Below are 14285 nucleotides of genomic sequence, written 5' to 3'. Positions count from 1 at the left end.
AACCCGCACCTTCGTCAGCTTCCATCGCCAGCGTCTGCTGCTTCATCCTGTTCTGCCTTCCTTATCCACTCCGCTCTATAACGCTCCGAGTAGCTATGCGGTGGACTTGATCAGCAATGCCCTAAGTGTTCCGCCGTATGTCCGCACGCGAGCCCTCTTGCAAAGGTCGGCCCGACAACTCCAAGATGTTGCGGGAAAACGAACACAACGGCCAGCGAGGAAACGTCTGCGCCGGGATGTGCTGCGACGGTCCATCGGAACGTCGCGCACTCCCTCGAAGCCTCGGCGGTCAGCGCGTTTCCAGCCGAAACTTGTCCTTTGCCCACGATGCGTAAGTACGCTCCGATGTCTCGCGCCGCATCCGGGCAGACTCTTTCGCATCCTCGACTACGACGTAACGCAACGGTTCGGTATCAGCCCTAGTCGCCTCTACAACTGCTTGCGCTGCGTCCTGTTCCGTTGCGAGCGTACTTTAGGAGCCTGCATATACAGTTACATCGTTCGATCCACGCGATGTCGAAGCCGTGGGAACCGGTATTTGCGCGGCCTGTACAGCGGTCCTATGTACAACCTGTTCGAGACCAATGTGTTTGGCGCGATGTTGGCGATGCAAGTCGTCATCCCCTGCTTCAGAGCAATCGGCGGCGGCAGGGTTATCAATATCAGCTCCGACTCACCACCTTGACGGAAGCGCGTGACTGCCGTTGGAGCCGCGACAATACTCGGAACAGGACGGGCCGGCTACCTTCCGCCCGGACGCCCGGTCATCAACTCAATGCTGCTCGATGGCCTATACGCAATTTTCGGCCATCGCAGACGTTCAGGGATTCCCACCGCAAGTCGGCTACTGACCGGTGATTCATACTTCGCCAGCCGCGAATGTCTGATTAGCTGCGAGCGGATGCGAAGCGGTCAGTCGGCGATTCCGCACTCCGGCCTTTGCGGCGCATGCAGCGAAATCTCATCGGCTACGGCTTGGCCGAGTTCTGACCAGTTCATCGGCAACCGCACAAACACGCTGTTATTGTTGTCCGACGAGATACAAAGCTTGATACGACTGACGTGATCGTTGGCGCCGTATTGAACATGAAGGATTCGCGTGGTCGCCGATGGGTGCCATGCCACCTTTCCGAGAAAGTACGAGCGGGCACTGCCCCGTTCGGAGGGGTCAATGACCAGGTCGAAATAGGCGGTCAGGAACGTGTGAAGCGCTTCTTTAGTCATGTCAGAAGGTAATGGCTGCGTCCTTGAGTTCGATATGGACTGCCATGCTAGCAAAGAACCGATTTTCAGCGACCCAGCAGCCAAATGCCTGGCGGCCGACCGTCCGAGACGGGCCGAACTCGATATCAGCCCGAAGCGGGCGTCCTCCTGCATGCTGACGATCATTCCCTTGCAGGAGACGAATATTCCCGCAGGAGCATATCGTCTATGACCCGCTGACCCGCGCTACAGCCCGTCATGAGTGCAGTCGCTTCCGTTCCGAACGGCTTCTGGGTATCTTTCATCAGGCGGATCGGAGATCCCAGCGAAGCCGGCAACCCCTTCCCTTCGATAGACACGATTGCGACAAAGCCGGTCGGAGGCGACAGCACAGCGCTGCCTGACGCCTCCCACACGAGTTCAAGGTCAACGATTATTTCGAAGCCTTTGTAGGGGTAGGTCCTTTGCATATCGAGTGGTAGATCGTTCTTTGGCGCGCTGGCGTTCGGCGCGCGGAAATAACCGACCCGACTCCGATGGGAAACCCTTGATCGCGCGCTTCGCGATTTCGCTGAATCGACGGATTAACGGACGCTTGTCGAAGCGGAAGCGCCTGGTGTTGCCGGGAGAGCTGTCTTACCGGCCTATTCCTACGACTGCGCGCAAGATGACTGGCTGTCCACCGCGCAGCGAAACAGCACCAAGAACGGAACGAGAATGAACGCCCGCGGGCCCCAAAACTTCCACCAGGAGGTCGGATGCACCATCGAGAACCTGGGCGTGCCCTTTGAAGTCATCCGATGCATTGATGAATCCTTGGAGCTCGATGAATTGCCCTATACGGTTCAGCGAGCCTAGCTCTTCGCGCAAGACAAGAAGCAACTCCAGCGCAACCTCTCGGGCGATGCGTTTTCCCTCGTCCAAGGCGATGTCGACACCCAGCTTGCCGTCCACAACTCTCCGAGAAGATTTCCCAGATAGGAACAGCAAGTCGCCCCATCGAGTCACATTCCTATAGTTTGCTGCTGGGGCGCTAACACCGTCATAGCCTTCAGTCAACGCGTCAAGCTTCTCGTCAGCGCTCATTCGATTCAATCCCCTGGTCGGTTTGAGTCGCTCGATTGTCGCCCAATGTTGCGAGAATACTTATGGCAAATTTTCCTTTGCTAATGATCTAAACGTTGATGTAAACGCTGCGCCAACGAAAAACGTGGCATTGCACCGAACGTCTCATTCTGGCCGAGAGCACCGGTTCGGCCAGCTTACTCCCGAGCTGACGCAGAAATCTTCAATGGCCGCGTTCGGACGAAGTAGCCGAGTAGGTACTTCCGGCCAATTTTCAGTCGTTCGCTCGCGCGCGCCGATGGCCCACTCAAATGTCGGCTCGAAAGACAGCAGCGGTCCCTCACACATCTAGCTGATACGAATCTGTTGGTAGATCGGAATCTCGAGGCCGCGCAACGGAGGTTCGAGCAACTGAACGGTGTAGACACGGCGAAGTGTCGATGCGTCCGTCAGAAGACTGAGCCTCCTGATGCATTGCGACAACAACATGATTCGCGAGACCAGTAATCATTCGAGGAAGGGCTAATGAACCCCCTGTCACTATCGAGGCATGATCGCACCGGATTCCGAGTTCGCCCGCAAAGCGGCGGTGCTCGCCGGGCAGAATCATTCGGGTCCGCTCCTCAATCATCTCCACAGCACATGGTGGTTCGCGGAGTTCATCCGCAAGAAGCGGCAAATGAAGTACGATCGCGAACTGGTTTATATCGCATCGCTGCTTCACGGCCTGGGTCTGCCGGAGGATCATGCTGCGGACAAGCGCTCCGAAGTCGATGACGCCGACGCCGCGAGCAGGTTTCTGCATGCCCACGACTATCCGGAGACGACAATCGGCATCGTTTGGGACGCCATCGCCCTTCACTCAGCCGCTGATATAGCCCATCGCAGGGAGCCGGAAGTCGCGCTCGTCCACTTCGGCGCTCATGTCGACGTCATGGGGCTCAGGATGGACGAGATTTCTCCCCAACTCATCGACGATAAGCTCGCGCTCTATCCGCGACTCGGCTTTGGGTTCCGCTGTCGCTCGGTCGAGTTGACCACGCAAGGCTTTGCGATAGACTGCCTTGATCCTGGAGGGGTTTGTCGTGGCTGATCTTAAAACTATGCTGGTCCGTACCAACGCCGCTTGCGCCCTGGTTTGCATGTCGCTGCTGGCGCACGCCGGGACGTCGGCAGACTCTGCCGCTGTTCCCAATGCGACTGAGCCTGAAATTTCTGCCTCTGCAGATGTCCTGTCGACTCGCCCTTTCGTCGGCGACGACCCGGTTGCTATCAGGGACGCTTTGGCGGGCCAGAGCTTCAATACCAACTCGCCTTCGTTGAGCGATCGCATCAGGAACCTGATCCACGTCCCTGTCCATAAGGCGCCAGGCGGACTCGACTCGCCGAAAGCCAGTCTCGAGCGCGACCTGGCTTTCGTCGTACCGGCGCCCTACGGAATACGATATCAATCAAAGACGCACCTGTTGACGGTGGACATAGATCTATCCGATGACAACAATCCGGGAGCGATCCTACTCAAGAAAACCGTCACCGGACAACGCGGTCGAGGGCTTGTGGTGGCGCCAGAGGCGAAGGCCAAGGGGTACATCCAACATATCGATGTGATTGAGCTCAAGTCGGGCGAACGGAGCAAGACCAGGGTTCACGGACGCGTGACACTGTCGCAGACGGCGTTCCACGAAGCGAATGGAGACTTCGCGATTGTGCTGATATGTAGCATGACGCCACCTTACCTGACCGACCGACGCGAACATAGCGATCCCAGCAACGACGAGCCCACAGACATCACAAAAAGAACCTCGACCCTTTACACCAACATTCACGCCATCTGGCTGGTGAGCCCGCAGCGGGGTATCGTGCTATCGAAGAAGCTGCATCTGTCGAAGTGAAGAAGTAAAGAACTACGGATTGCTTTTCGACACAACCTCTCTCAAGGGTCGGGCCGGCCGCATGTCCGAAAGCGTGTGGCATTCATTGCCGTTCTCCCGCTACTTTTTGGGCGTGATCGCTGCGCTTGCTGAATTCCTCGCCGACGACACGCATGCTTTCCTCGACTGCGGGATATCCGCGATAGGGAAGGACGTTTAGCAGCGTTTCGACGATTTCCGCCTGCGTCGCGCCCGCCGTCAGCGCCGCATTCGCATGGACCCGCAGCGGCGTCTCCGTCGCTTTGCTTCCCACCGCGGCGAGCGCCGAGCATGCGGCAAGCTCGCGCGTCTTCGCGTCGAGCCCGGCACGGCTAAAGATGTCGCCGTAGGAGTGCTCGACGATCGCGCGGCCGATATCCGGTGCCAGGTCGTTGAAGCTGTTGACCACGGCCTCGCCCGCCTGGGCAGAAGTGCTGGCGAGCGTCGCCAGTCCGCGTTCGCTGCGAGCCTTGCGAGTTTCGGAGACGATTGCATTCGCGCTTACCCGGCCGCCTGCCCCTTCCGTCTCTTTCTGCGCCGGCTTGGTGAAGACGGCGTCCGCAACCCCAAAGGCATTGAGAGCGCTCGGGAACCCGGCATACACGGCCAGTTGCATCAGGGCTTCGGTGATCTCGGTGCGCGACAGGCCGGACTCGAGCCCGGCTTCGATATGAAGGCGGAGCAGATCGCTGCGATTGCCGGCTGCTGCGAGCATCGAGATGCTCGCGATCTGTCTTGCCTTTGGATCGAGTCCTTCGCGAACGAAGATCTCACCGAACGCGAACTCGACGGACCAGCGGGCGAGTTCGGGTGAAGTGCTTTCCAGCTTTTTCACGTACTCCTCCGGATTGGCCATCAAGCCGTCGAGTACCTCGAGACCCCGTTGATATCGCGCAGTGCCATCGTCGGACGCCGGGGCGATCGGATCGAAAGCCAGACCGCGCTCCCGAAAGATCTCGCGAACGATACCTACTGCGTTGATCGAGACCGGAAACCCTAGAATGGCAATCGCCAGGAACAGCATTTCGACCAGTTCCGCGGGCTCGCCGCCCGCATTGAGGAAGCCGGTCATGTGATATTTCAGTTGCGGTTGCACGCTGCCATGGGCCATCAGCGCGGCAACGGTGGCGATCTGGCGAAGGCACAAGTCCAGCCCCGGCCGCGACAGGATGTCTCCATAGGCAAATTCAACCGTGAATCGTGCCAAATCCGGGGCAACCTCCGCCAGACGGTTAACAGGGATATCGTAGCCCGCGCCACCGATCCTCTTCAGCACCTCGATACCCCGGGTAAAACGTTCTGCACTGGTTTCGCCAGCGGACGCGCCCTGGAGGGCCGTCATGCCTGTCTGAGCCGTAGATCCATTCATCTGTGTTTTGCCATCGGTGATTTGTCGCCCCGCTTTAATCGGCGCGAAAGCGGCTGCTGCCAGCTTTCTGGCTGCTGTGATCCTCTGCAGAGTGCCTCTGCGCTTGCACGTATCCATGTCTGATTTGCTCCTTCTCGAAGTCAGCGGAATGAAGCATACGGGCAGGAAGATGCAACAGGCCAAGATCAAATTCGTGATACCTTTTCTGCATGAGACTACGAATCGATCTACGCCAGCTGGAGTGCTTCGTCTCCGTGGCCGAGGAAGGCACGTTTCGCGCCGCGGCCGAACGACTCCACATGTCACAGCCGCCTCTAAGCCGCCAGATCAAACAGCTCGAGAGCGAACTTGGGGTGACGCTGCTCAATCGCGGTTCGGCGGGCGCGGAACTCACCACGGCGGGCCGCGCATTCCTGAAGGGGGCCAGGAAGACGCTCCTTCAAGCCTCAGAGGCGATCGAAACCGCACGACGGCATTCAAAGGAAGGGCCCCGGCAGCTCAGGGTCGGTTATACCAAGATCTTCGACCCGGAGGTCTTTCCTTCCCTCGAGCCCGCCTTCAGGAAAGCGGTTCCTGGCGGGTCGCTGGTCTTCGTTGCGGCCACTTCCGTCGAACTCATCCGGCGCCTGCGGCGTGGCGCGCTCGATGTCGCCTTGATCGGACTGCCCAGCGCAACAGGGGAACTGGTGGTGGAACCGCTGCACAAAGAGCCGCTGGTCGCGGTAATCCCTGCACGGCATCCGCTCGCGCGGCACAAATTCCTGTCGATCGCGCAGTTGAATGACCAACCGGTGTTCTGGCCGCAGCGGCGAACAAATCCCGGATTTTTCGACTACTACGAAGAAGTGTTCGCGAAGCTCGGACATGCGCCGAGCCGAAGACTGACGGAACCCGCGGATCACCATCTTCTGCTGGCCGAAGTGGCAAACGGACAGGGCATCGGCTTCATACCTAAGTCGATGACGACGATGCGGCGCGCCGGTGCGACTTTCAGGCCACTCAAGGAAAGGGAATTCTGGATCGGATTTGGCCTCGCCTACAGGGATGCGCAACACGCATCAGAGTTGGATGCGTTGTTACGCATCGCGCGGCGCAAGACGGCGTTGGTGCCTCCGGGCATGCAGTCCTGCAGCAGCCCCTCAGGGCCGCCTAGCCCACCCCGCCCCGCCCGAGAAACCCTGCCACGCTTCCAAATCAAATTGAAGTAAGCGCGCTCCCACCTTGGTCCTGACGCCAGGATCTGGCGCGCGCGGTGCAGACACAATGTCCGACGCGATGCGTATCACAGGCCATACTTGTCCGTACCGCCGCTTCGGATAGCAGGAGGGGATCATGGCACCCAAGCTCGTGAACTTTCTCGTCGTAGCGATGATGTTGGGCGGGGTGCTCGACACACTGACCGGCTGCGGGGGGAACGCGGTCGCGCCTGCGCCCTCCGCGAGCATGCCTCCGCCCGGGATGCCTGCCGGCGCGGCTTCCCCGGGATTCTTCAAGATCTGCAAGGGACAGACGTATGCACTCTGCGCGACCGCGAGTTGCACGATGGTGAACCAGGTGGCCTATTGCCAATGCGACGTCAAAAAAGGCGACAGCATCAGCTTGCCCCTTCGGGTCGATGGCGAGGACGTCTGCTCGATAAACGCCAATGGCGCCGACAATGGGTACATGGTGAGCACGTTCAGCGTGCCGGAGTCTGTTGTCGCGCCGCAGGGCGATCAGGCGCTCTATAACTGTCCAGCGGGGTCCGACGGCGGCTACGCGCAATGCGACGGCGGCATGTGCTTCACCAGCAGCAAGGGCACCTCGTTCCCCGGGTTCAACGAGCCGCTCGACCGCGCGGACATCATCTGCGCATGTCCGATCAGTGTGACCCCGGGCTCCCCCGTCGGCTTCCAGATCGCCGGCCCATATCCTTGCGACAATTCGTACTTCCGCTTCTGCAAGAGCCAGGTCGCTAACAACAGAACCGGTTCGACGGTCAAGGTCGGCGCCCCGACCGGAACGGCCAGATTCCTTGCTCTGCGCCTCAACGGAAGTGCGCCGCCGTTGCACGAGTGTCTTCCTCCGTCCCAGTAGGCACGCAACCGAACACCACTCTCGCAGGTGGCGCATTAGTCAACGGATCATGTGGCGATATAAACATGAGGGATGTCAACGATCTTCATGTAGATGTTGAATGACGTTTCATGGCTGAACCTTACCATTGACCAAAGTTCGCGAGCGGTTTGTAGGCCGATCTGAGAGGTCGATTTTCCTGCGAGAGAATTGAAAAAGCCACGCAGCGACTTTTTCAACACAATCGGCCACGAACCGCCGTTCACCTGCGTTTTCGATCGGACATTCGTGCGTCGGCTCCGCCCCGTAACCGGCCTTCCGATCGATCAACACAACCGCTGGTTCGTCGCACGAAGTGACTGCTCCGTTTGTGCCTTCTTCGCATGATGATGGGTGACAACAGGAGGGCAGACACACCGAGCACCCGCGACACGCCTTCAACACCGCGAATAAGCCCCTTCGCTCAACCGACAAGGAGCGCCAGACCGATTGCCAGTTCGACGGCAATGATCGCAAGATTGGTTGGCAGGCGCGTTCGGGAAAGGAGAATGGCAACCGGCGCCTCCGTTGCGCGCCCTCCTTGCACCGGATACAGCAGCGCGGCGCGCTGGACGCTCACTGACGACGAGGATGCTCGAGAAAAAATCGCACCATCTCCGCACTGGCGTCGGGGCCGGATGGATCGGTATAGCTCCCGCTTGAAGAGCCTCCGGCCCACGCATGAGGCGCGCCGTGGATGATCCATAGTTCCGCATGTACCCCGGCTCGTGACGTCATGTGCCGGACCGTATGCTTGCGCGCCTGCCCATTAGCGCCCGACGGGCGAGCGGCTATCGGATCACTTGAGAAGAATCCGTGTACCAATCCGTCGGCGTTGGCAGGATGCACGGTCGCATCCGCGTCGCCGTGAAAAACGATGAGCGGGCATTGAGACGCCTGCGTGTCGTGAATGTCCGCTCCGCCAGGTTTCCGCGCTTTGGACCGGGCTTTGCCGCCGCGCATCGCCGCGAGCGCGGACGGCAAGTCGTGCGCGCATCCGACGGGTAGGCCCGAATGAACGCCCGCAGCTGCGTACAGATCGGGATAGGCTTGCGCGACGATCGCCGCCATCGCGCCGCCGGCCGAAAGACCAGCAACGAAGACGCGTTTCGGATCGACGTCGTAATTCGCCATGACTTCGCGCGTGATGCCCGCGATCAGCGACGGCTCGCCGTGGTCGCGCAGCTGATCGGCAGGCCTAAACCAGTTCCAGCATTTCGAGGTATTTGCGCGTTGCGGCTGGGTCGGATAAGCGACGATAAAACCGTGCGTTTCGGCAAGGGCGTTCATCCGCGTGCCGGCTGCGAAATCGTCAGCGTCCTGCGTGCAACCGTGCAGCATGACGATGAGGGGCAGGGAATCACTGCCGTATTGACTGGGGACGTAGATCTTGTAATTACGCTGGCCCGCGGCGTTGACGTAGAGCCGCATGCTGAAGTGCCCGCAATCCTGCACGTCCGGTTCGGTTTGCGTCGTATGGGCGCGATGCCGGGGTTGCAGGCGGTCGGCGAAGCGCGTTGTCGTCGGTTTGTCATGCGGGTCAGCATGCACGGTTGCCACGTCCGTCGGCTCGCCGCGCATGGCGCGCTTGACAATCTCCGCGGCCGCAGCAGGGTCGTTGCTGCGAAAGAGTGCGAACGCCTCTTTCATCGAGTCCAGAAAGCCTTCGTTAAGTTTCATGTTTGTTCCGATAGCGGGGAGGAGTCAGGGATGTCAGCGGATCCGATCCGCTAGCGCGGCCTTGACCGCCGGTGAGGCATGGAGCGCGCCTCGAACCAGAATCGATTCGATCGCTGCCAGCGCAAGGTCGGGTGAGACGTCCGTGGCAATGCTCGCCAGTCCCAGCACCTGAATTCTGAGTCGCTGACTGGCCGCGCACGCTGCCTCGAGGTCTTGTTTCGAGAAATGCTGGAGACCCAGTACAAGCTCACGGCGCGTTACGGTTTCCTTGACGGCAGGAGCATGAATCGACAGCTGATTGCGGATGGCCGTACGGATCAGATCCGTGCGGTTCGAGTAAAAGCCCTCTTCGACGAGCAAATCGATTTGCCCCAGATCGACTGGACCAAGATTGATCGTAATTTTTTCGGTCTCGCTACCTCGTGAGCGATCCGGCACTTCTTTTGCCATATGCAGAAACCCTCCACTCATCATCCATGTGGATGGTTATAGGATGATTTCAAGAGGGCGTCAACGGCTAATCGCTGCGATTGGCCCGTGTGCGGTCTATCGGCAGAAAGACGCGGGCAGGGAGGTAACAGGCGATGTCGGTGTGCGTCGAGGCGACGCGAGGACGAGATGGATTGCGAGTCGTGTACTTCGTGTTCCAGTGCCACGGTCCCAAGGCCTTACGCCGATAATCAGCCAGCGCGGTGCCAGCAACCGGATTTCGGGCACACGGCGGCTGGTGCGCCGTTCATCCAGACTTGCTCCTCCTCTAATCGCTGCGACGACGGGCGGTCGATGTCGAAGATCACCTTGAGTGCTTGCGCGCCAAAGGCATTGCCTCGACATCCCCAGGTTCCAGAGCGAGTCGCGTCGATATCTCTCTTTGCCAATCTGCCACGACGGGCGCAGGGGGTGACGGTACATCGAGCGTGGTCCATAAAACGATGTCACTTACGCGTCGACTGCGGATGGCGTCGCCGCTCCAGGAAGTCAGCATATTTCTCATTTCATGCTGTCGAAGGGAGTTCGTCGAGGCATTGTAGTGATTCAGCCTGGTCATCCCGGTAAAAATCGGCGATGAAGCGTTCATCACCTGGTCACATAGCCAAGTCATTCCAGCGTCGGCTGCCCCTTTGGAAACAGCCAGATGTCGCATCGCTTCGTCAGCAGCGCGGCCCGCCTGCTGAAATGGTTACAAGATAAGTGTTGACTCTGACCCGCCTGGCGGGTACTGTGCCGTTCGAAGTTCAAGAAGTTCGATTGCTGTTCATCAATTGCTCGCTCCTCAGCGGTATTCGTTGTCCTCTCCCTCCTTGAAGCTTCAAGCGCTCTTTGACAGAGCAAGTATTCATTTTTTCTCAAGGATTCTTCATGGAAACCGGTACCGTTAAATGGTTTAACGACAGCAAAGGCTTTGGCTTCATTACCCCGGACAAGGGCGGCGACGACCTGTTCGCTCATTTCTCCGAGATCCGGGCCGACGGCTTCAAGACGCTGGCTGAAAATCAGAAGGTGAGCTTCGAAACGAAGCAAGGCCCCAAGGGTCCGCAAGCGGCTAACATCAAGCCGCTGTAAAGTTTGAAGGACCCGGCATTCGACGAACGCCGGGTTGCAGCGACACCCTCGCGGAGTTTTTGTCTCCCAAAGTTAGCGTGATCGCCGTTAGCTGCATCTGCTGATTCGGCAGCTTAGCGAGCGCCATACGTCTTGTTGCGCCTCATTCTCTCCTCAGGCCTCAACGCCATCTTTCGCCTTTCGACTGCTTGATGAATCGGCTCGAGTGGCTTTGGGTCAACGCACCCGTGTCCTTTCGCACGGTACGTGCGCACTCCAATATCATTAAAATTAAAATGCAAAACAAACAAGTTCAACAATACAACGGCTATGCCGTCCAATCCTCGGCGCATCGTTTGCCCGACGGTAACTTCTCATCCAACCTGTTGCTCGAACGCCTCGATAACGTCCGAGCCGAATGCCGCTACTGGTTCTATTCACTCGACTACTTCACGAGTGAAGAGCAGGCGTTGCAGTACTCCAGCCAATGGGCACGCAATTGGGTCGACACCCGCGGTTAAGGGCGACTCCACAGTTCGAAACATCCAGCGCATTCGAAGCGCCAGGGCGGTGCAACCAAAGGCGCTCGAACATCGCGCAGGTTTTAGAGCGGCACGTCGTCGGCACGCGCGGCTATCGGCCCACCGTCCTTCTGGGCCGCCGATAGTGGCCTGGAAGATGGCGGGGCTCGGCCCGTGAAAAAACCTACCACCGAACGCAAGCGCAAAAAGGCTGCGGCAGTGGCACGACTGCGCAAGTAGAGCAAACGGTCGTTGCCGCCAAAAAAGCGGTATTGCCTGGAATTTTCCGGGCAGGCATGCTAAGGCGCCGGGCATCCCGCTAACCTCCGTATGGGGCTTCCTTCTGATCCTGGCCGATTGGCCGGTTGGGTTCGCATACCGGCCACGCGATTTTCTGCGATCGATAGACGGCTTCGGGTCGGTTTGGTGCATTCGCCGTCGGCCCGGATTCGGCCAGGAAGGGCGTGTGTAATTGATCGCCAGCGAGCGTGGTGATGCGCGGCTCTCGTGGTTTTAGGCCACCCAGACTTTCACCAGTGAAAACGGTCCAGCTGACGGTGGACTGAAATAAACCGAAATCCGCTCCGTTGATAGTGTTGTCGGCGGCCATCGGCGCCCGGGTCGGGCCGTACCAGGACGACCCTACGGTCGGCCCGTCACGCGTTGCACCATCCCGTAGAGCACGGACATCTGCAAGCCGCTCTTGAGCGCGTAGTTCGGGTCGTATTGATTGGAGTAGCCCCACCAGTCGAAGCATGCGTTCGGGTTGGTCGGCCCCGGCGCAGACGACGCGAACGTGTCGGGATACACGACCACAAGCTTGTTCGTGTCGGCCCATTCGTTGATGCCGGCCTCGGTGACCCAGCGGTTGCCGATCAGTGATGCCTCCTGCAGACAGCCGTGCAGAGCGAGCACGAATCCACACGTTTCACCCTTCGCGCAGGCTTGCGGAACAAAAACGCTGCCTGTCGAACTCATCGAAACGTTTTCGGACGCCCCGAACTCCGTTTGATCGAATGAAGACAGCGTACCCTTCAGCGCTCCGTTTTCGCGCGGTTTCAATGGGCCGAGGAACATCGTCAACCACGTCTTGACTGAATCGTAGACTTCGCCATTGGCCGAACAGCGCACCATGCAGGGACTCCCGAGAGTGCCGCACGCAAGTTCGCCGTCAGGCGATTCCCAGCCGTGCTCGGCGGGAAATGTATTGTCAAAATGAACATTCGCTCCGTAATGTGCGTATTCCGAGTTCAGGTCGGCCATCTCACGTGGATTGACGACCTCGTCCAGCGTGCCGGACCACAGATAGACCGGCTGTCCACGCAGATTCGTCGCCGGGTCGATGGTCCCGAGGGACGATTGCGCGTCAAGGTACGCTTCGGATGGCACCAGCGTGCTGTTATACGACGCCTCATTCGTCGGAAGAGTCTCGCCGCCACAGTTTGCCAAAGCTGTAGCGGCTCCTCCGGCGCCTGCACACCAATACACCCCGCCAGCGTACACAGCGGCTCCTTTGAAAGTAGACGAGTGGGCAACGTGCATCTGCACTGCCGCGAAACCGCCTGAGGAGATACCTGCAACGAAGACTTTCGCCGGATCAATTTTGTAGCGCTGCAGCTTGACGATTGCGGAAGGGGCCGACGCACTGTCCGAGGTTAGAGCCGCGGAGCCGGCTACCGCCTTCTCCTGCGCCGATGTTCCGGCCGAATCGCCACTGCCGCCACACCCGGCAAGGCCGATCGCTAGTGCAAACGCCGGCGCTAACCGCCGGCCCAAAGCCTTCGTTGTCATTGTCGTCTCCTCGGCGGGGCAACTTACACAAGTGCATCACTCCGACTGTCGAACTGGGCGCGGTTTCGCCTTCCGCCAAATGCTCGCTAACACTAGTGATCGACAAAGCACGCATGTTTGCCGCGTACGATGCGCCCGACGAGATCCAGCGCAGCAAAAATCGCTCCCGCAGCACGGCAATCTTGGAACGTCGGTTCTAACCGCACGCTCCATTAACGCAACCGGTTTCATTTGTCGAGGTGGATTTAAGCTGCTACGCCGAGGACAGCGAAACGCCCGGGCGTTGATGGACATCTTCGGCAAGCATGCCATTCGGCTTTAGTCGCGCGGGTGGCGGTCACTGCCATCGCATGGGGCCGCAGTCGGCCCAATTTCGGACGTTCGACGTTGATTCCGAGATTGCTGATAATCCCGGACGGTCCGACTCAAGCTCTGCACTAGCGTGCCGTTATCAACCTAAACCAATCAGCCTCCAAGATTCTCGGGGGCGGCTCTCTCTTCTGTTGTGACTCAACCGGCGCCGCCCGCGGTACCATCCTCAATCGCGGATACGAGTCACGATAAAAGGCAGCAGTGAAACGGAAAAATCAAAAATGTTTAAACGAGCTTGGAGGGGAGAAGAACCCTTGTGGAAAGTGTGGTGGCTGATCGGCGTGCCACTCAACCTGCTGCTGATCCCCCTGCTAGCTGTGCTTCTGACACCAAATGTTCCGACTCCGCTGTATTTCGGGGCACTCATCTTTTATCTGCTGGCGTTCTTTGCGTGGATACGAGCGGCCTGGTTGTGCGCACCGAACGTCGAGCGTCGTATCTGGATGGTTCTTGCACGAGCGGTGCTCGTACTACGCGTCTGCTCGCTGGCGAAACTCCTGTTGGTAACGAACTGATCCAACCATGCGTCAGAGCGGCCAGGAACGGGCGGTCGACGCGGGAGCCTGCATCGCCGACAATTGCGTGACAAGGCGAAATCAAAATAAGGGGAAACTAAATGCTGTGTCCGGCTTGCAACTCTCAAAACCTCGCTACTAGCGTAAAGTGTTTCCAATGTGGGACGACACTTATCTACGAAGCTACAGGCCACTCGGCTGCGTACATAAAAGGGGCTAGGAG

Annotated in this window: 16 protein-coding genes and 2 pseudogenes; 9 read left to right on the top strand and 9 right to left on the bottom strand. The window is 59.0% G+C overall.

All coding sequences use genetic code 11. The annotated features are described in order from the left end of the window. Positions 1-562: 562 nt before the first annotated feature. On the top strand, positions 563-685 hold the full coding sequence (locus ACLFKU_RS37495; protein WP_410852539.1) for a hypothetical protein: 123 nt from the start codon (positions 563-565) through the stop codon (positions 683-685). A gap of 227 nt (positions 686-912) precedes the next feature. Here ACLFKU_RS37495 and ACLFKU_RS37490 read toward each other — a convergent pair whose 3' ends face one another. Together ACLFKU_RS37490 and ACLFKU_RS37485 are read right to left on the bottom strand one after the other, a co-directional pair. Next, positions 913-1377, bottom strand: a complete 465-nt coding sequence (locus ACLFKU_RS37490; RefSeq protein WP_410852538.1) for a hypothetical protein — start codon at positions 1375-1377, stop codon at positions 913-915. A 462-nt stretch (positions 1378-1839) separates the two neighbouring features. Then, positions 1840-2289 (bottom strand): RidA family protein, encoded by a 450-nt coding sequence (locus ACLFKU_RS37485; protein ID WP_410852537.1) that lies wholly within the window; start codon positions 2287-2289, stop codon positions 1840-1842. 529 nt (positions 2290-2818) lie between these two features. Between ACLFKU_RS37485 and ACLFKU_RS37480 the strand changes: the two genes are divergently transcribed. After that, positions 2819-3361 carry a phosphohydrolase gene (locus ACLFKU_RS37480; RefSeq protein WP_410852536.1) on the top strand — a complete coding sequence of 181 codons (543 nt, stop codon included), beginning with the start codon at positions 2819-2821 and terminating at the stop codon, positions 3359-3361. Then, positions 3354-4160 (top strand): hypothetical protein, encoded by an 807-nt coding sequence (locus ACLFKU_RS37475; RefSeq protein ID WP_368585009.1) that lies wholly within the window; start codon positions 3354-3356, stop codon positions 4158-4160. Before ACLFKU_RS37480 ends, ACLFKU_RS37475 begins: the two co-directional genes overlap by 8 nt. A gap of 82 nt (positions 4161-4242) precedes the next feature. Here the strand turns inward: ACLFKU_RS37475 and ACLFKU_RS37470 are convergent, their stop codons facing one another. Then, positions 4243-5664, bottom strand: coding sequence for a carboxymuconolactone decarboxylase family protein (locus tag ACLFKU_RS37470; protein WP_410852535.1), 1422 nt, complete (start codon positions 5662-5664; stop codon positions 4243-4245). A gap of 92 nt (positions 5665-5756) precedes the next feature. Between ACLFKU_RS37470 and ACLFKU_RS37465 the strand changes: the two genes are divergently transcribed. Together ACLFKU_RS37465 and ACLFKU_RS37460 are read left to right on the top strand one after the other, a co-directional pair. Continuing rightward, positions 5757-6755 (top strand): LysR family transcriptional regulator, encoded by a 999-nt coding sequence (locus ACLFKU_RS37465; protein WP_410852534.1) that lies wholly within the window; start codon positions 5757-5759, stop codon positions 6753-6755. A 124-nt stretch (positions 6756-6879) separates the two neighbouring features. Beyond that, positions 6880-7623 (top strand): hypothetical protein, encoded by a 744-nt coding sequence (locus ACLFKU_RS37460; protein ID WP_410852533.1) that lies wholly within the window; start codon positions 6880-6882, stop codon positions 7621-7623. A 442-nt stretch (positions 7624-8065) separates the two neighbouring features. On the opposite strand, the gene ACLFKU_RS37455 is transcribed toward ACLFKU_RS37460, so the two are convergent. From ACLFKU_RS37455 to ACLFKU_RS37440, 4 genes and pseudogenes are all read right to left on the bottom strand, one after another. Next, entirely contained in the window at positions 8066-8221 is a 156-nt protein-coding gene (locus tag ACLFKU_RS37455; protein ID WP_410852532.1) for a hypothetical protein, read from the bottom strand. Further along, the gene (locus ACLFKU_RS37450; protein ID WP_410852531.1) at positions 8218-9321 is read right to left on the bottom strand and encodes an alpha/beta hydrolase family esterase; all 1104 of its coding nucleotides are present in this window, start codon (positions 9319-9321) and stop codon (positions 8218-8220) included. Before ACLFKU_RS37450 ends, ACLFKU_RS37455 begins: the two co-directional genes overlap by 4 nt. Positions 9322-9354: 33 nt before the next feature. After that, on the bottom strand, positions 9355-9771 hold the full coding sequence (locus ACLFKU_RS37445) for a CopG family transcriptional regulator (RefSeq protein ID WP_018435971.1): 417 nt from the start codon (positions 9769-9771) through the stop codon (positions 9355-9357). A 346-nt stretch (positions 9772-10117) separates the two neighbouring features. Further along, positions 10118-10306 (bottom strand): annotated as a pseudogene (locus tag ACLFKU_RS37440) (hypothetical protein); the annotation flags it as partial. A 374-nt stretch (positions 10307-10680) separates the two neighbouring features. Between ACLFKU_RS37440 and ACLFKU_RS37435 the strand changes: the two are divergent. The 3 genes and pseudogenes from ACLFKU_RS37435 to ACLFKU_RS37425 form a co-directional block, all read left to right on the top strand. After that, the gene (locus ACLFKU_RS37435; RefSeq protein ID WP_176106399.1) at positions 10681-10884 is read left to right on the top strand and encodes a cold-shock protein; all 204 of its coding nucleotides are present in this window, start codon (positions 10681-10683) and stop codon (positions 10882-10884) included. 275 nt (positions 10885-11159) lie between these two features. Further along, on the top strand, positions 11160-11384 hold the full coding sequence (locus tag ACLFKU_RS37430) for a hypothetical protein (protein ID WP_410852541.1): 225 nt from the start codon (positions 11160-11162) through the stop codon (positions 11382-11384). Positions 11385-11561: 177 nt separating this feature from the next. Then, positions 11562-11624: pseudogene (locus tag ACLFKU_RS37425) on the top strand (30S ribosomal protein S21); the annotation flags it as partial. A gap of 79 nt (positions 11625-11703) precedes the next feature. Here ACLFKU_RS37425 and ACLFKU_RS37420 read toward each other — a convergent pair. Both ACLFKU_RS37420 and ACLFKU_RS37415 read right to left on the bottom strand, forming a co-directional pair. Further along, positions 11704-11994, bottom strand: a complete 291-nt coding sequence (locus tag ACLFKU_RS37420; RefSeq protein ID WP_410852530.1) for a hypothetical protein — start codon at positions 11992-11994, stop codon at positions 11704-11706. 32 nt (positions 11995-12026) lie between these two features. Then, positions 12027-13175 (bottom strand): prolyl oligopeptidase family serine peptidase, encoded by a 1149-nt coding sequence (locus ACLFKU_RS37415; RefSeq protein ID WP_410852529.1) that lies wholly within the window; start codon positions 13173-13175, stop codon positions 12027-12029. 593 nt (positions 13176-13768) lie between these two features. Here ACLFKU_RS37415 and ACLFKU_RS37410 point away from each other — a divergent pair. Then, positions 13769-14062 carry a hypothetical protein gene (locus tag ACLFKU_RS37410; protein WP_410852528.1) on the top strand — a complete coding sequence of 98 codons (294 nt, stop codon included), beginning with the start codon at positions 13769-13771 and terminating at the stop codon, positions 14060-14062. Positions 14063-14285: the final 223 nt, after the last annotated feature.

This window comes from Paraburkholderia sp. EG304, from assembly GCF_046543485.1.
Classification (GTDB): Bacteria; Pseudomonadota; Gammaproteobacteria; order Burkholderiales; family Burkholderiaceae; genus Paraburkholderia; species Paraburkholderia youngii.
The sequence above is the reverse complement of the archived record's forward strand: the minus strand, read 5'-3'. Positions and strand labels throughout refer to the sequence as shown.